The sequence below is a fragment of the Zoogloea ramigera genome (genome assembly GCF_006539865.1).
In the GTDB taxonomy this organism is placed as follows: domain Bacteria; phylum Pseudomonadota; class Gammaproteobacteria; order Burkholderiales; family Rhodocyclaceae; genus Zoogloea; species Zoogloea ramigera.
In genome coordinates, this window is record NZ_BJNV01000086.1 from 1 (window position 1) to 15,796 (window position 15,796).

19 protein-coding genes are annotated in these 15,796 nt (G+C 69.9%); 3 read left to right on the forward strand and 16 right to left on the reverse strand.

Going from position 1 to position 15,796, the window contains the following annotated elements; all coding sequences use genetic code 11:
- From ZRA01_RS17785 to ZRA01_RS17810, 6 genes are all read right to left on the reverse strand, one after another.
- The coding region (locus ZRA01_RS17785; protein WP_170183019.1) for a PAS domain-containing protein at nt 1-968 on the reverse strand (968 nt) is incomplete at its 3' end.
- Between the two features lie 138 nt (nt 969-1,106).
- Nucleotides 1,107-1,667 carry a carboxymuconolactone decarboxylase family protein gene (locus ZRA01_RS17790; protein WP_141354709.1) on the reverse strand — a complete coding sequence of 187 codons (561 nt, stop codon included), beginning with the start codon at nt 1,665-1,667 and terminating at the stop codon, nt 1,107-1,109.
- A gap of 137 nt (nt 1,668-1,804) precedes the next feature.
- Nucleotides 1,805-2,293 (reverse strand): hypothetical protein, encoded by a 489-nt coding sequence (locus ZRA01_RS17795; RefSeq protein WP_141354710.1) that lies wholly within the window; start codon nt 2,291-2,293, stop codon nt 1,805-1,807.
- The gene (locus tag ZRA01_RS17800) at nt 2,290-3,282 is read right to left on the reverse strand and encodes a 4Fe-4S binding protein (RefSeq protein ID WP_141354711.1); all 993 of its coding nucleotides are present in this window, start codon (nt 3,280-3,282) and stop codon (nt 2,290-2,292) included. The genes ZRA01_RS17795 and ZRA01_RS17800 overlap by 4 nt, the downstream gene beginning before the upstream one ends.
- Complete coding sequence (locus ZRA01_RS17805; protein ID WP_141354712.1) at nt 3,282-3,674, reverse strand: magnetosome magnetite crystal formation protein family; 393 nt, start codon at nt 3,672-3,674, stop codon at nt 3,282-3,284. The genes ZRA01_RS17800 and ZRA01_RS17805 overlap by 1 nt, the downstream gene beginning before the upstream one ends.
- Nucleotides 3,675-3,918: 244 nt before the next feature.
- On the reverse strand, nt 3,919-4,425 hold the full coding sequence (locus ZRA01_RS17810) for a hypothetical protein (protein ID WP_141354713.1): 507 nt from the start codon (nt 4,423-4,425) through the stop codon (nt 3,919-3,921).
- A 203-nt stretch (nt 4,426-4,628) separates the two neighbouring features.
- On the opposite strand from ZRA01_RS17810, the gene ZRA01_RS17815 reads away from it, so the two are divergent.
- Nucleotides 4,629-4,943, forward strand: a complete 315-nt coding sequence (locus ZRA01_RS17815; RefSeq protein WP_141354714.1) for a DUF2502 domain-containing protein — start codon at nt 4,629-4,631, stop codon at nt 4,941-4,943.
- A 17-nt stretch (nt 4,944-4,960) separates the two neighbouring features.
- Here ZRA01_RS17815 and ZRA01_RS17820 read toward each other — a convergent pair whose 3' ends face one another.
- The 10 genes from ZRA01_RS17820 to ZRA01_RS17860 all read right to left on the reverse strand — a co-directional run bounded on the left by ZRA01_RS17820 (nt 4,961) and on the right by ZRA01_RS17860 (nt 12,466).
- Nucleotides 4,961-6,049 carry an ADP-ribosylglycohydrolase family protein gene (locus tag ZRA01_RS17820; RefSeq protein ID WP_141354715.1) on the reverse strand — a complete coding sequence of 363 codons (1,089 nt, stop codon included), beginning with the start codon at nt 6,047-6,049 and terminating at the stop codon, nt 4,961-4,963.
- A gap of 24 nt (nt 6,050-6,073) precedes the next feature.
- The gene (locus tag ZRA01_RS17825; protein WP_141354716.1) at nt 6,074-7,150 is read right to left on the reverse strand and encodes an extracellular catalytic domain type 1 short-chain-length polyhydroxyalkanoate depolymerase; all 1,077 of its coding nucleotides are present in this window, start codon (nt 7,148-7,150) and stop codon (nt 6,074-6,076) included.
- A gap of 139 nt (nt 7,151-7,289) precedes the next feature.
- Entirely contained in the window at nt 7,290-7,868 is a 579-nt protein-coding gene (locus tag ZRA01_RS17830) for a phasin family protein (RefSeq protein WP_141354717.1), read from the reverse strand.
- A 193-nt stretch (nt 7,869-8,061) separates the two neighbouring features.
- Nucleotides 8,062-8,379, reverse strand: a complete 318-nt coding sequence (locus ZRA01_RS17835) for a hypothetical protein (RefSeq protein WP_141354718.1) — start codon at nt 8,377-8,379, stop codon at nt 8,062-8,064.
- A gap of 6 nt (nt 8,380-8,385) precedes the next feature.
- Nucleotides 8,386-8,946, reverse strand: coding sequence for a flavin reductase family protein (locus tag ZRA01_RS17840; RefSeq protein WP_141354719.1), 561 nt, complete (start codon nt 8,944-8,946; stop codon nt 8,386-8,388).
- A gap of 47 nt (nt 8,947-8,993) precedes the next feature.
- Nucleotides 8,994-9,344, reverse strand: a complete 351-nt coding sequence (gene speD / locus ZRA01_RS17845; protein WP_141354720.1) for an adenosylmethionine decarboxylase — start codon at nt 9,342-9,344, stop codon at nt 8,994-8,996.
- Complete coding sequence (locus tag ZRA01_RS20620; RefSeq protein WP_170183020.1) at nt 9,341-9,499, reverse strand: hypothetical protein; 159 nt, start codon at nt 9,497-9,499, stop codon at nt 9,341-9,343. Before ZRA01_RS20620 ends, speD begins: the two co-directional genes overlap by 4 nt.
- A gap of 3 nt (nt 9,500-9,502) precedes the next feature.
- The gene (locus ZRA01_RS17850; RefSeq protein WP_141354721.1) at nt 9,503-10,975 is read right to left on the reverse strand and encodes a DUF4178 domain-containing protein; all 1,473 of its coding nucleotides are present in this window, start codon (nt 10,973-10,975) and stop codon (nt 9,503-9,505) included.
- Nucleotides 10,976-11,013: 38 nt separating this feature from the next.
- Entirely contained in the window at nt 11,014-12,033 is a 1,020-nt protein-coding gene (locus tag ZRA01_RS17855; protein ID WP_141354722.1) for an SPFH domain-containing protein, read from the reverse strand.
- A 46-nt stretch (nt 12,034-12,079) separates the two neighbouring features.
- Complete coding sequence (locus ZRA01_RS17860; RefSeq protein ID WP_141354723.1) at nt 12,080-12,466, reverse strand: DUF350 domain-containing protein; 387 nt, start codon at nt 12,464-12,466, stop codon at nt 12,080-12,082.
- Nucleotides 12,467-12,550: 84 nt separating this feature from the next.
- On the opposite strand from ZRA01_RS17860, the gene ZRA01_RS17865 reads away from it, so the two are divergent.
- Together ZRA01_RS17865 and ZRA01_RS17870 are read left to right on the forward strand one after the other, a co-directional pair.
- Nucleotides 12,551-14,092 carry a polyamine aminopropyltransferase gene (locus tag ZRA01_RS17865; RefSeq protein ID WP_141354724.1) on the forward strand — a complete coding sequence of 514 codons (1,542 nt, stop codon included), beginning with the start codon at nt 12,551-12,553 and terminating at the stop codon, nt 14,090-14,092.
- Complete coding sequence (locus ZRA01_RS17870) at nt 14,089-15,708, forward strand: NAD(P)-binding protein (protein ID WP_141354725.1); 1,620 nt, start codon at nt 14,089-14,091, stop codon at nt 15,706-15,708. The genes ZRA01_RS17865 and ZRA01_RS17870 overlap by 4 nt, the downstream gene beginning before the upstream one ends.
- Nucleotides 15,709-15,796 lie beyond the last annotated feature (88 nt).

Here is a 15,796-nt window from a genome sequence, read left to right on the forward strand (position 1 = left end):
CGGCTGGCCGCCTCGGCGCCCTCCTTGGCCAGGGACAGCTCGGCCGTGCGCGCCGCCACGAGATCCTCAAGGTGATCCCGATGGCGCTTGAGCTCGGCCTCGGCGGCAATGCGCTCGCTCACGTCCCGGTCCACGCCCTGCAGTCCGATCATCGCGCCAGCGGCGTCGAAGACCGGTGAGGCATTGGACTCCAGGGTCCGGTAGCTGCCGTCGCCGAGCCGCCAGCGGAGCAGCACGTTCGACCAACCCTGCCGCGTCTCGAAGGCCCGGGTGAAGATCGCGCCGGCCCGGCCCCGGTCGTCGGGGTGCACCAGCGCGGCCAGATCGGCCTGGGCCAGCGCCTCCCGCGAGAGGCCCAGCATCTGCAGGCCGCGATCGTTGGTGTAGGTATGCCGCCCGGCGGCGTCGAGCGCCCAGATCCAGTCGACGGAGTTTTCGGCGAGGTTGCGGTAGCGCTCCTCGCTCTCGCGGAGCTTGCGGGTCGCCCGCTCGCGCAGGAGGATGCCGTGGATGCGATCGGCGAGGCGCCCGCCGAAGAGCCGCACAAACTTGTTATCGAGTTCGTTGAAGGGGGTGTGGCGGGCCGCCACCGCCACCTGGGCGATGCAGCGCTCCGAACGAATGATGGGCAGCAGCTCGATCTCGGCGATACCCTTGCCGGCGAGGAAATCCGGCGGCGGGATCGCATCGGGCGGGCCTGCCAGGCTGATCAGGCGTGGCCGCTGCAGGCGCCAGTGAAAAGCGTCCCAGGCCGGCAGGGCCGCAACCCGGCTCAGGCTGGCCTCACCGCGGAAGCTGTCGATGAGGACGAAGGCCTCCCCATCGACCACCGCCAGCCGCCAGGCGGCCACGTTGGCAAAATATTTCCACTGGGTCGCCACCCGCCGGGCGATCTGTTCGAGGTCGTCGACGAGCTGGATCTCCTCGAAGAGCTGCACGAGGGCCTCGTAACGCGCCAGCTGCTGCACGGCCGGCGCGTTCCACTGCTCACTCTGAGCGCCCCCAGGGCCGGACTCCGCCCAGCCCGCTCCCCGAGGGGGGCAAGAAAACTTGGGGCGGCCCTGCGTTTCCTTGAGAGGCATGAGCTGACTCCCCTGCAGCCCGCTTCAGAGGATGGCGCGATAGTCCGGATCGAGATCCAGGCGCAGGCTGCTGGTATAGACGTTGAACATCGTTGCCATGTCGATCACCGCAATGATCTCGCAAATCTCTTCCCGGCTGAAGCCCTCATCCATCAAGGCCTCGAAATCGGCGTCTTCGAGGCAGTTGGCGTCGGCGGCGACCTTGCCGGCGAAATCCACCACCGCGCTGTAATAAGCCGGCAGCTTGAAGCCCTTGTCGGCGCTGACGAGATCCCGGAGGTCATCGAAGGCCAGCGTCTTGTCGAGGCTGAGCACGTTCTGCGCGTGGCAGGCGGAGCAATAGCGGGCGCCGTTTCTGGCCGACACCACGAAGACGATCATCTCCTTGAGGGGCAGCGGCAGGTTGCCGGCGAACAGCGTCCCCTTGGCCCGCTCCCAGTAGGCGCGGGTCAGGGGCGCGCTGTGCCCCAGGCTCTTGAGCCACACCGGCACCGCGGTCGCGCCGGTGGTGCGCATGAAATCGTCGAACACGGCCCGGGTCTCACTGGAGGCATCGGCGTACTCGGTGAGGGTATAGCGCTGCATTGTCGGAATGTCCTTTAGAGAATACGGAGGGCGGAGCACGGCATTCAGATGAATTATTTTTTGTAACGGCCGCCGGGCACCGAAATTGAGCCGGGTCGCAAACCGCGCCGGCCCGGCGCTCAAGGCAACGCCGGGCTTCAGAACATCCAGCCGCCGTGGCTGCCCGCCACCGCCCCGAGCACCACCAGCAGGCTCACGCCGAGCAGCACCCGATGCAGGCGCTGGACGCGCGTCATCAGCGCCACCGGGTCACGTTCGGCGAGCCGGGCGAAGACCCGCGGGAGCACGAAGGGTTCTAGCACATAGAGCATCAGCGCAAAGAGCGTCCACACCACGACCATCCCGTGCATCCACCACCAACCCAGCGGGTCGGTAAAGCGCTCCCACACCCCCAGACGCCAGACCAGCCACAGGCCCGAGAGGCCGGCCAGCAGCACCGTCCAGCGGGCGATCGGGGCAAAGCGGTGCTCGAGGCGCTCGAAAAGTTCGAGCTGATCCCGCGGCGCGGCCATCTCGCGGCAGGCGGGCAGCAGCACCAGGGTCACGAAGGCGACGCCGCCTATCCAGATCAGCACCGCGAACACATGCACGGCGCGGGCGATGGCGAAGTCATTGAAGGCAGTCACAGCTTGTTCCTTTCGAATCTCGGCGCGCGGAAGGCGGCCTCGTTGTCCCGCGCCGCCGCCCCGTTAGCCCAATGGAGAAGGGGCCCGCGGGGGTTGTCGCGCTGGGTGGTTTCGCAGGCCGCCACGCACAGCCCGCACTGGGTGCAGGTGAACATCGCCCGCTTGATGTTGCGCGGCCGCAGGCGCATCGGGCAGGCGTGGTCGCAGGCACTGTCACAGGCCGCGCACTCCGCCCCGCGCTCGCGCCGGAAGCCCACCACCAGCGCAGCCCGGTTGGCCATCCAGGCCAGGCTCTGGAAAACTCCCACCGAACAGGCGAAGCGGCAAAAGAGATGCCTGGCAAAGAAGAACTCCAGCGCCAGCAGCCCGGTGAACACCGCGATGAAAATCCCCTCCCCCCGCGACGGGCGCCCCGCCAGCAGGTCGCCATACACCTGGGCAGGCGGCAGCACATAGGTGAGGGTGACGACGGCCCACACCAGCGCACAGCCCACCGCCAGCAGCGCCGCCGCCAGCCACCAGCGGCGATCCGGCACGATCGGCCGGCCGTCGGCCCGCTGCAGGGGCAAGGGGCGTGGCTCCCACAGGGTGGGCCGGCCGCCGGCACGGCGCATGCACTCGTTGATCAGCTCGACCACCCAGAAGTGCGGGCACAGCCAGCCGCAGTAGAGCCGCCCCCAGCGCCAGGCCGCCCACATCAGCAAACCACCCAGGGCGAACACCGGCAGGATCACCCGCCCGAAGATTCGCCCGACCGCCCCGAGGGCGGCAACCTTCGAGACGCACAGCAGGTCGTCCAGCCCGGCGTGCCACTCGAAGCCCAGCAGCCAGGCATGGCCCGCGGGCAGGTCGTAGCGGAGCACGTCAAAAACCGGCGCCAGCACGAAGAACGCAAAAAAGGCGGCCTGGCTCCAGCGGCGCAGGCGCTGGCGGGAGGCCTCGGGCGCCGCGGCGAGCGCCCGGATCGGAATGATCCGCCCTGCCGCCATCAGCGCGGCCCGATGAGCGGGAAGCGGAAGGGTTTGCCGGCGAGCGCCCGAGAGAGGCCGATGGCACCGCAGAAGATCAGCGTCGCATGGCAGGTCGTGAAGTAGAGCACCACGACGATCCAGGTGTAGGCCGAGTCGTAGCCCCCCAGCAGGATGATTGCCGCGTTGGCCGCCACCAGCAGCACGCCCGCCCACAGGCTCGCGGCCAGCGTCTGGCGCAGGTGGCCGCGGGCCAGCTCGGGCGCCCGCTCGCGTTCGCGCCACCACAGCACCAGCAGGGCCAGAAAGCCCAGGCCCGGGATGAGCATCAGGTTGGCGAGGTAGAGCGCCTCGGCGGCCACGGCGGTCGCCCGGCCGGGGATATCGAAATCGAGTTCGGAATCGTCATCCATAAGCACCCCATGATATTGCGTCGATCTCCGCCAGCACTTGACGCACCGCAAGCGGCGTCAGAAGGAAACCGGGCGTGACGTCGAAGCGTGGAGGCGCCCATACGGGCAATGCTCTTGAGAAACATGCAATGTCTCTCCGTCCACGCCGAGGCTGGCATGGCCTTGGAACGCACTCAAGGAAACACAGGGCCGCCACAAGTTTCCTGCCCCCCAAAGGGGGGGCGGAGCCCGGCCCTGGGGGCGCTCAGATCACCTCGAGCAGCTTGCCCCGCAGATGCTCGGCCTGGCGGCGGCCGTCCCGGGAGCTGACGATGGCGTGGTACCACTCGTCGAAGAGCTGGCGCATGTCGGCCTGGTTGCGGGCCGCCACGATGCGGTCCTGCAGCGAGCTGGTACCGAGGGCACCGACGAAGGCATTGAGGGTGTTGAGCATGAAGTTGCGGGCCTGCTGCAGCCGCAGCGGGTCGTCGCCGGGCGGATGCAGCCGGAACGCGGTGAGCGGGGCTGCGGACTCAAGCTGGACGTGCACCCCGCCCGGCCCGCTAAGCCCGACCATCTCGATGAAGCCGTCCTCCTCGAGCAGGCCAAGGGTGTGCTGCAGGTCGTCGTAGTGCAGCATGTTGCGCAGTTCCTCGACCGGGCGCTTGCCATCGACAAAAATCAGCACCCGCCGCACCCGCGGGCTGAGCGCGCCCGACCTGCATTCGATTTCGGCGTGGCCCTTGCCCGTCTTCGCGAAAATGATCGCCATGCTCTCTCCCCTTAAGAGCCGGACACCGCCCGGCCCGATGCCGCATCAGCGATGCGAACCGACGGGAGCCAATTTGCCTGCAGGAAGCCCGGGGTGCAAGCATTCCGTCGCGGCCCGCCAGCCTGTCGTACCCGTGATGGGCCGGGCATGTCCCTATATGATTCAGGAACACTGATTCAGGAACACCCCCAAGGATCGCCATCATGCGCAAGACTCTGCTGCTCTCCCTCGCCCTGCTCGGCCTGGGCGCCGCCACGCCGGCCGGCGCCATCGACCTCGACCTGTCGATCAACGCCCCCGGCGTGTCGCTCTACATCGGCGACCGCGACCGCAGCGGCCGCTACTGGGACGGTGGCCAGTGGCGCAACGAAGCCTGGTGGCGCGACAACTGCCATCGCTACGAAGGCCGCAAGAACTTCCGCGGCCAATGCGGCCCCCGGGGCGGCAAGCGGCATGGCCACCACGATGACGACCACGGCCACTGCCCGCCGGGCCAGGCCAGGAAGGGCCGCTGCTGAACCCCCGGCCCGGCCGGCTAGGTGGCCAGCTGGGCCGCCAGCTGCCGGGCCAGCTCGACCCGCGCGGGGCCCCCTTCCAGCCCGTTTATGAAGCGTGCCGGGATGCCCGACAAACCCACCTGGGCGCCCACCAGCGCGCCGGTGAGCATCGCCCGGGCCAGGTTCTGCCCGCCGCCATTCACCGCGTGCAGCACTGCCGCCTCGAAGTCGTCCCTGAAGCGCGCGGCCAGGTAATAGGCGGCCGGAAACTGGTGGTACACCGCGCAGGGCATGCCATACACCAGCGAGACCTTCCAGGCCGGCTCGATGCGGATGCCCGGGTCGAGCGCCGCGCGGGCCATGCAGGACGGGCCGAGCAGCGCGTCGGGTGACGGAAAGCGCCCCGCCACGGGCGCCTCGGCCGCGCCCGGCTCCGGCGCCTCGAGCTTGCCGCGGGTCACCGTATGAAAGGGCAGCTCGCCGCGCTTCACCCGCAGCATCAGCTTCGCAGAAATGTCCTCGTCCAGCGGGTGGCCTTCAACCAGCATCCCCAGCACCGCGCCGAAAGCCACCGTCATCGCCACCACGGTGCCGTCGGTCTGGGTGAGCACGCAGTTGCGGGTCACCGCGTCGGCGAGCGCCGCCGGGTCGAGGGCGTGGCGCACCGCAATGGCCAGCACCCGCTCGGCGGCCTCGGTGGTGTCGGCGCTGCCACCGGCCTGGCTCCAGGGCAGGCCCTCGACCACCCGCCGGCGCCAGGCCTCGCGGATCGACTGGCTGGTGTAGCCGCCGGGGCCGGCCATCGGCGTGCCGTCGATAAGCGGAAAGAAATCCTCGTCCATCCGGCGGCAGAAGTCGGCCTCGTCGTAGGCGCCCCGCTCCACCAGCGAGCGCAGGGTGAGCTCGAGCAGCACGCCGGCCTGGGACGGCTGGCCCGCCTTGAGGCCGGCGTGGTAGCGGCCGGGCTGCGGGTCGGTGTAGCCGTCGATCCAGTCGCCGTAGGTGGCCCGCAGTTCGTCGAGGTCGTAGTACCAGTGGGGGCCGAGGGCCAGCGCGTCGCCGATGAAGGCGCCCATCAGGGCACCGGCGGCACGGTCCTGCAGCCGGGCGGAAGTCGAATTGGGCATGGGAGGTACTCCGGGTAAAAAGGGTCAGACGGGCGCCGGCGGCGCTTGTTCCATCACCGTCTCGAAGAACTGCCAGGCCAGGCGCAAGGCGTCGGGCCCGCTGGGGTCGGAGAAGGCCTGGCCGGCGGCGCCACCGCTCCAGGCGTGCCCCATGCCGTGCACCCGCAGCAGGCGCACCGCCAGGTGGCGGCCGCGTTTCCAGTCACGCCGGGCGACGCTGCGCCGGCTGCCCCGGCGGAGCTCGCCCGCCGTCTCCTTGACGGGGACACCTTCGGGTAGCAGCTCCAGCCACAGCCCGGCGGCCGCCTCGGCGTTGTCGAAGGACACCACCGGATCGAGGTCGCCATGGATCAGCAGCAGCGGCGGCAGGGGGCGCCCCGCCAGGCGCAGGGCGATCGCGTCGGCGTCGGGCGAGCGGCGGCCGCGCATGGCCTGGCCAGCCTGCAGGGGCGTGCGGGCGCTGGCCGGCGCCGCGCCGGAATGGCTGCCCACCGCGCAAAAACGCTCGGGGTGGCGCAGGGCCAGGGTCAGCGCCATCGCGCCGCCCGCCGACAGGCCCAGCGCGAAGAGCGGCCCGCCGACCCGGGGGTAGGCCTGCACCACGTGGTCGATGATGGCCATCAGGGTCTGCGTCTCCAGCCCGACCCGCGCTTCGCTGCCGAACCAGTTCCAGCAGCGCTGGGGGTTGGCGTCCTGGCCCTGCTCGGGCAGCAGCACCGCGAAGCCCTTGGCCCGGGCCACCGCCGCAGCGTGGGTGGTGGTGGCAAAGGCCGCGCTGTCCTGGGCACAACCGTGGAGCAGCACGAGGAGCGGAAGCGGCTTCCTGGCCGTCGCCCCCACCGGGATGAACAGCCGCCAGCGTCGCATGGCCAACGGGCCGAGGCCCCAACGCCCCTCGTGCCAGCGCCCGCCGGCCACCGCGCCCGGTGCTTCGGCGGGCGTCGCCACCGCCGATAGCGCCCGCCCGGCTTGCTCCGCCAACCGGCCACCGGCCTTCACGCCCTGCCGGGCGGCGGCCTGGCCGATGCGTGCAGATTGCCGCACGCCGGCACGGGTGAGCTTGAACAGCGCGGAAACCAGGGGCGACTTGCGACGGCTCATCAGCGGACTCCCGAAAAGCAGAAAGGCCCCGAAGGGCCTTTCAGATCACCCCCCGAAGGCGGTGACGACAAACCTTGCCAGGCAGCCCCGGCCCGCAACTGCACGCGGGACAGGGGCGTCTGGCAGGTTCAAGGATGCTTTAGGCAACCTTCAGGGCGGAGGCGGCAGCCTTGGCACCCTTTTCAACGTTTTGCACGGCGGTGGCGGTGGCCTTCTCGACGCTGGCCTGGGCGGCAGCGGCAACTTGCTTGGCGGCCTTCGAGGCGCCTTCGTAAGCGGAGTTGGCGTTGGCCAGGGCAGCCTTGACGGCGGCAACGGCGGACTCGGAGCCGGCCGGAGCGTTCTTGAAGAGGCCTTCCAGGGCGGTGTCGAAGTTCTGACCCAGCACGGAGGTTTCGGCTTCGACCAGCTTGGTCAGCTCTTCCTGGGTGTCGGCGCTGATGGCGGACAGGCTACGGCCGTAGGCAACCGACTTCTCGACGGACGGGGTCACGGCGCCGATGCTCAGGGCGGCCAGGGCCTTCGGGTCCTTGGTGGCCATGATGGCCTTGGAGAAGGCGACGCTGTCGTCGAAAGCGGTGCGGGCGGTGGCCAGGTTCAGGGTGGCGACGCGCTCGGCGGCGGTGAACACGGTGGTCACGAAGGCGGAAGCGGACTTCAGGCCGGCTTCAACGTTGGCTTTGCTGGCGGCGACGATTTTTTCGGGGGTGGCGGACATGATGATCTCCTCAAGTTGGGCTGGGGCTGCGATCACCGAATAAAGCTTCGGTATGGGCTCTATGTTGCACCGCAACAAAACTAAACGCAAGCGTTTTTTGTGCAGTGCACCAAAAAATCTTTTCAGCCCTTTCCAAGCACATCCCACCACCCAACGGACCGCCCCCCGCACCCGCGCGGGCAGGCCGCTTTCGCTAGCTCAGCAGGTCATCGCGCAGCTGGCGCAGGCCCTCCGGCATGGCCAGGGTGGCCGGGTCCCAACCCTCCAGGGCGAGCACGTCGCCCAGACAGGTTTCGAGTTCGGCGTGGGCCGCGCAGAGCGAATTCATGATCCGCGCGTGCACACCCGCGTCTTCCTTGCGGATCACCGAACAGTCGTGCTGGTAGCGGAACAGCTCGCGCAGGCCGAGGAGCTCCTGCGCCACCTGGGCCGGGCAGGCGCACTGGCAGATCATGGCCTGCTCGATGATATGGGCGAGTTGTGAATTTTCGTAGACAGTGGGCAAGTTCATCGCGCTTCAGCCTTTCACGTCGAATGCGTCGCCGGTGGCAAAGAACTGCCCGCCGGCCACATAGTGGATGCTGCGCCCCTCCTCCCCCTCGAAATGCCAGCGCCCGTCGCTGAACACCGCCGGGTCGGCCCAGGCGGCGAGCACTTCGCCGAGGAACAGGTCGTAGGCCTGCTGGATGTGCGGCTCGGGGATCAGCCGGCACTCCAGCCAGCCGACGCAGCCCGCCGGCAGCGGCGCCGCCACCCGCGCGGCCGGCATGGCGTCCAGCCCCATGGCCTCGAACTTGTCGCCGTCCCGCCCGGAGCGCGAGCCCACCGCCAGCACCTGGGCGGTGATCGCCCGGCTCGGCACCGCCAGCACGAACTCGCCGGAGGCCTCGATGAGCTCGCGGGTGAGTGTGGATTTGTCGATCACCACCGCCACCTTGGGCGGGTCGAAATCGAGAGGCATGTTCCAGGCCGCCGCCATCACATTGCGCTGCCCAGCGTGGGCCGACGACACGAGCACCGTGGGGCCGTGGTTGAGGAGGCGGTAGGCGTGGCGGAGCGGGATGGCGGCGCGGGGCATGACGGTTGGTGGGGAGTGGGGAGTGGGGAGTGGGGAATTAGTGTAGCTCAGCCCCTGGCGATCTCGCGCAGCGCCACCGACCCGGCGGCGAGGGCGGCGGAAATGGCCTCGACGGCCTTGTCGGGGCGGGCCGCGCCGCACATGAACACATCCACCGCGGCAAAGCCGTGCTCGGGCCAGGTGTGGATGCTGATGTGGGACTCCTTCAGCAGCAGCACGCCGGTGACGCCGAGGCCGGGGCCGAAGGGGTGGAAGTGGCCCGCCACCGGGGTCGCGCCGGCAGCGTCGGCGGCGGCGCGCAGCAGCGCCTCGATGGCCACCGCGTCGCCCAGGCGGCCGGCTGCAACGCCGTGGAAATCGGCGAGCAGATGACGGCCGCGGGGCAGGAAGACGCTCACTTGTGGCCGCCCCCGGACGACCAGCCGCTGCCGGATGAGCTGCTGCCCCAGCTCCGGCTGGAGCTGCCGCTGCTGTCGGTGACGTGCTCCAGGTTGAGGAAGGTCACGAAGGCCAGCACGATGAAGGCAAAAAAGATGTAGGAACCGCGGGACATGTCTCAGTCGTCCATCCAGTCGGTGAGCACCGGCAGCCACAGCACGCCGATGGCGAGCAGGATCAGCACCCAGCTGTAGAGCCCGCCCACCACCGCGATGGGCACGTTGGAGACCAGCACGAGGGCGGTGAACACCCAGGCCGGGCGGCGCAAGGCGGCTCGGTCGGGCGGCCCTTCGAGCTCCGCCGGGCTGGCGGGGGCCACCGCGGCAAGCTTGCCGCCCTTGCCGAACCAGCCATCAACGGTGCTCGCCGGCACCCGCTGGGCCAGGCTCCAGCCGAGCTCTGATTTGCCCTGCTCGCTGGTAAGAGTGCCGCGGGCGCCCCGGTAGTCGGTGATGCTCACCTTGTCGCCGACCTTCACCTGCCAGTTGAAGGCGCCCGCGGCGTAGACCACCTCGGCGCCGTAGGCCTGCATCCGCGTGTAGGCGGCACCGTCGAGGTGCACCGCGCTGGCCGAGACCGACTCGGGCCAGGTGTCGAGCACGCGCACCTTGTCCCAGGCTGCATCCGACTCGACCAGCCACAGGAAGCCCTGCCGTTCGCTGTAGAGCAGGTATTCGGTCCATTCTTCAGAAGCGCCCTGCTCGCGGCAGCGCAGGAGGCCGATGAGGCGCCAGCGGATGCCGTCGATGCGGGCCTCGTCGCCCAAGGCCAGGGTGGTGACCAGCCGGGCCTCGCGGCGGGCGCCGTCGAGCGCCACCGCCGCACCGCCGCTGGCATCCAGGCGGGTGCCGCAGGCCGGGCAGTGGAGCTGCTCGGCGACGCCCGGGCTCCAGCTGATGGAGGCGCCGCAGGCCGGGCAGGCCAGCGCCTCGGCGGCGCCCTTCAGGTGACCGGCGCTGCGGGTGATCTCGTCGGGCTCGCGCAGCAGCTGACATTTGAGGTCGGCCAGCGTCACCGCCTTGCCCACGTAGCGCCGCGGCGGGCTGCCGTCGGAATAGTCGAGGGTCAGGAAGCGGTGGGTCTGGCGGTAGTCGGCAACGGTCGCCTCCCAGCCGGCGCCGACCTGGAACGGCAGCTCGCCCTCGCCGCCGCTGCAGCGGGCGGTGCGCAGGTCGGCGGCGATATAGGCCACGCCGTCGTGGTGATACTGGCCGCCGGGCACGAGCTGCTTGAAGGGCGGTGCGTCGTCGGCCAGGCCGGCATCCAGCGTGACCGCGTACTGGCCGGAGGCGTCCGACAGCCAGCCGGCGCTGCCGTCGTCGAAATAGATGTACCACTCGTTCCAGAAGCCCGCGTCGTAGCGCAGCTGGATGCGCCCGATCACCGCAAAGGCGCGGCCCGAATAGACGCCGGAGACGCCGACGCGCAGCGGCGAGTAGTCCTCGAGCACCGCCGACATCTTGCCCACGTCGCGCACCGCGTCGGCATCGCGCAGCAGGGTGCTGCGGCAGTATTCGCAGACGGCGATCGCCGAGGTGGCCGAGCGGAAGGCCACCTCGGCGCCGCAGGACGGGCAGGCGAGCTTGAACATGCGTCAGGCCGACATCAAGCAGCGCAGGGCAGGCACGCTCAACCGATCAGTTTTTTCAGGATCTCGGCCTTCGCCGAGTCGTAGTCGGCCTGGGTCACCAGGCCCTTGTCGAGCAGCGCCTTGAGCTTGGCGAGCCGGGCCTCCGGGTCGTCGGCCGCAGCGGCAGCGGCCACCGGCGTCGGCGCAGCGGCCGGGGCCTGGCTGCCGCGCAGCGCGTCCATCATCACCTGCCCCATCCCCACGCCCGCGGCGAGGCCGGCCCCCACGCCGGCCAGGCCGCCTTCGTTCTGGGCCGCCAGCGGCACCGCCTGGGCCACCTGGAACTGGGTGTATTTGCCCAGATCACCGACCATGCCCATCGAGATGCGCGCGTCGATGGCCTTCTGCAGCTCGTCGGGCAGCGAGATGTTCTCGACCGCGAAGTTGTCGAGGGCCAGACCGTAGCGCTCGAAGGTGGGCGTCATCGCCTCGCGCATCTTGCCGGACAGCAGGAGCTGGTTGGCAGCCATGTCGACAAACGGCACGTCGGCACCGCCGAGGGTGGCGCTCATGGTGGCGACCACCAGGTTGCGCAGCTGCTGCTCGAGCTCGTCGACGGTGTAGCTGGCGCGGGTGCCGCTGATCTCGGTGAAGAAGCTGCGCGGGTCGGCCAGCTTGTACGAATACATGCCGAAGGCGCGCAGCCGCACCATGCCGAAATCCTTGTCGCGGATGGTGACCGGCTGCGGCGTACCCCACTTGCGGCCGAGCTGCAGGCGGGTGCTGAAGAAATACACGTCCGACTTGAAGGGCGACTCGAAGAGCTTGTCCCAGTTTTTGAGGTTGGTCAGCACCGGGATGGTGCGGGTGGTGAGCGTATACAGGCCCGGCCCGAACACGTCGGCCACCTGGCCTTCGTTGACGAACACCGCCATCTGCGACTCGCGCACCGTGAGGCTGGCGCCGTACTGGATCTCGAAGTCTTCCATCGGGTAACGCCAGGCCAGCGTGCCGTCGGAATCCTCGTTCCACTGGAGGACGTCGATGAACTGCTTCTTGATGAAGGACCCGAGACTCATTTCTGCTCCTGATTGGGTTTGATCGGCGTTTGGGCGAAGGCCGGGCTCACGACATGCACGCCGCGTTAATAATGCCCACCACCAGCGCCACCGTGCCCGCGAAGGCGCCGGCAGCGACGTTGTTGGATGAGAGCTGGGCAGGCAGCGCCGGCAGCAGCCGAGCCAACAGCGCGTAGGTGAGCAGCTGGGTGACGAGGCCGGCTCCGCCCCACGCGAGGAACAGCGGGTAGCTGTCGTTGTGCAGGATGCTGGAGGCCACCGTGAGCGAGAAACCCAGCGTCGCCCCACCAAACGACAGGGCCGGGGCCACCAGCCCCTGGCGGATCAGCGCGCGCTCGCAGAAGGGCGTCACGCGCAGGTAGATCGCGGCAAACAACGCCACCATCACCAGGCCCGACAGCAGGTGAATGAGGTAATTGTAGAAGGCTTCCATCGGTGTTTTCCCCGGTGACCGGGCTGGTATTTAGCCAGCATTCCCCGTGCCGGGCAAGCGCATTCCGGGTAAAGTCCCGGAGCCATGTCACACCCCGCCCGCCCGGCTGGCCGCTTTCCCGACCGGCTGCTGATCCTCTCCGTCTTCGTCGTCGCCTCCTGCGGGCTCGCCTACGAGCTGATCGCCGGGGCGCTGTCGAGCTACCTGCTCGGCGACTCGGTGCTGCAGTTCTCGTCGATCATCGGCTGCTACCTTTTTGCGATGGGGGTCGGCTCGCACCTTTCAAAGTATGTGGACGACCGCGACGTGCTGGCCCGCTTCATCGACATCGAGCTGCTGGTGGGGCTGCTCGGCGGGCTGTCGGCGACGCTGCTGTTTTTGCTGTTCGCGTGGATGTCGGCGCCCTTCCGCAGCGCGCTGTATGCGCTGGTGTTCGTGCTGGGGGTGCTGGTGGGCATGGAGATCCCGCTGGTGATGCGGGTGCTCAACGCCCGCCAGGCCAGCTTCAGCGAACTGGTGAGCCGGGTGCTCACCTTCGACTACCTGGGCGCACTGGCGGTGTCGCTGCTGTTCCCGCTGGTGCTGGCACCCAAGCTGGGGCTGTCGCGCACGGGTTTTCTGTTCGGCATGGCCAATGTGGCGGTGGCGCTGTGGACGCTGTGGCATTACCGCGCCGAGATCCCCGGCCTGCGGCCCCGCATCCTGCGCGGGGTGCTGGTGATGGCCTTCCTGGCCGCCGGGCTGGCCGGCTCCGACCGGCTCACCCGCTGGGCCGAGAAGGGCCTGTTCGGCGACGAGGTGATCTTCGCCACCACCACGCCCTACCAGCGCCTGGTCGTCACCCGCTGGAAGGACGACACCCGGCTCTACATCAACGGCAACCTGCAGTTCTCCAGCCGCGACGAGCACCGCTACCACGAGGCCCTGGTGCACCCCGCGCTGCAGAGCCTGCCCTGGGCCCGCCGGGCGCTGGTGCTGGGCGGCGGCGACGGGCTGGCGGTGCGCGAGATCCTGCGCCACGCCAACATCCAGCACGTCACACTGGTCGACCTCGACCCGGCGATGACCGATCTCTTCAGCCGCAACACCGAGCTCGCCGCCCTCAACGCCGGCGCCCTCACAGACCCGCGCGTGACGATCATCAATGCCGACGCCGGCCAGTGGCTCGAGACCAACGCCGAAGTCTTCGACCTCATCGTCGCCGACTTCCCCGACCCCTCCAGCTTCGGCCTCGGCAAGCTCTACTCGGTGCCGATCTACCGGCTGATGGCCCGCCACCTCGCCGAAAACGGCGCGCTGGTGGTGCAATCCACCTCGCCGTGGTTCGCCCCCAAGAGCTTCTGGTGCATCGACGCGACCCTGCGCGCGGCCGGCTTCAGCACCCACCCTTACCACGCGCAAGTGCCCTCGTTTGGCGAATGGGGCTTCAACCTCGCCATGAAGCGCCCCGGCTTCGTGCCGCCCACCCGTTACAGCGTGCCCACCCGCTTCCTCGACGCCGACAGCACCCGGCTGATGTTCAGCTTCCCGCCGGACATGCGCCCGCTGCCTGTCGAGCCCAACCACCTCAACACCCAGGCCCTGGTGCATTACTTCGAGGAGGACTGGGGCAAGGTGATCCGATGATCGGCCGGCGCCGCTTCATCGCCGCAGCCACCGCTACCGCAGGCCTCGCCGCCCTGCCCGGCTGCCGGCGGCTGGAGCACCTGGGCATCCCGGTCACCGTACTGCGCCCCGGCATGGAGGCCGGCCACGCGCTGCGCGAGCGCGCACCGCTGCCCGCCGCGCGGCGCGAGATCCACACCGGCGTCGCCATTCTCGGCAGCGGCATCGCCGGCCTCAGCGCGGCCTGGCGGCTGGCCAAAGAGGGCCACGACGACCACCTGCTGGTGAGCGGCCCGGAGCCCTTCGGCAACGCCTCCGGCGGGCGCTTCGACAGCCCCTCCGGCCCCCTCGCCTTCCCCCGCGGCGCCCACTACCTGCCGCTGCCGTCCCTCGAGTCGACGCCGGTGCGCGAGCTGCTGCACGAGCTCGGGGTGATCGAGGCCGACCCCTTCGGCCCGCGCCCGCGCTTCAGCGAGGCGGCCCTGGTGCACGCCCCCGACGAGCGCCTCTACCTCGACGGCGCCTGGCACGACGGCCTGCTCCCCACCGCCCACGTCGGCGCCGCCGAAGCCGCCCAGCACCGGCGCTTCCTGGACCGCATGAACGCGCTGGCCCACACCCGCGGCGCGGACGGCCGGCGCGTCTTCTGCGTGCCGCTGGTGCTCTCCAGCGCCGATCCGGCCTTCCGCCGCCTCGACGGCATCACCTTCAGCGCCTGGCTGGCCGCCGAGGGCTACAGCGCCCCCAGCCTGCGCACCTATCTGGATTACGTCTGCCGCGACGAATACGGCGCCACGCCAGACAAGGTATCGGCCTGGGCCGGCCTGCACTACTTCGCCAGCCGCGGCGGCCAGGCCGCCAACGCCGCCGACGGCAGCCTGCTCACCTGGCCCGACGGCCTGGCCTTCCTGGCCCGCGGCCTCGCCGCCCGGGTGCCCGCCACCCGCCAGCTGGCCGGCCACGCGCTGGCGGTGGGCGAGGACAGGCACGGAGTGAGCATCCTGTGCACCAGCGCCGATGGCCCCGTGCACATCCGCGCCCGGCGGGCGATCTGCGCGATGCCGCTGCACGTGGCGGCCCGGGTGGTCGGCAATATCCGCGATTACGGCTTCGACCCGGCCGCCCACCTGCCGCCCCAGGCGCCGTGGCTGGTCGCCAACTTTCTGCTGGAGGGCTTCCCCCCCGAGCCCGCCGACGCCCCGCTGGCCTGGGACAACGTGATCGCCGGCAGCCGCGGCCTGGGCTGGGTGGTGAGCACCCACCAGCTGATCCGCGCCGCCCGCCCGGCCCACACGGTGTTCACCGCCTACCGGGCGCTGGCCGACCAGACCCCGCAGGATGCCCGCGCCTGGCTGGCCGCCGCCTCCGCCGAGGCCCTCTTCGATGTCGCCGCCGAGGAACTTCGCGGCCACTACGGCCACTTTGAAATATGGCGCCGCACCCTTGCGGTGGAGATCAGCCTGCGCGGCCACGGCATGGCGGTGCCGGCCTGCGGCAGCCTCGCCAACCCCGGCCTCGCCGCGCTGCGCGAAGCCGACGGGCGGCTGCTCTTCGCCCATTCGGACCTGTCGGGTTATTCGGTGTTCGAGGAGGCCGCCTGGTGGGGCGACCGGGCGGGGCGGGAGGCGCTGGGCTGAGGCTGCGGGGTTGCGCGGCCCATGTCGGGTTACGCTGCGCTAACCCGACCTACACCGCTGCGGTGCTCCCCCTCCGAGCCTCGACATC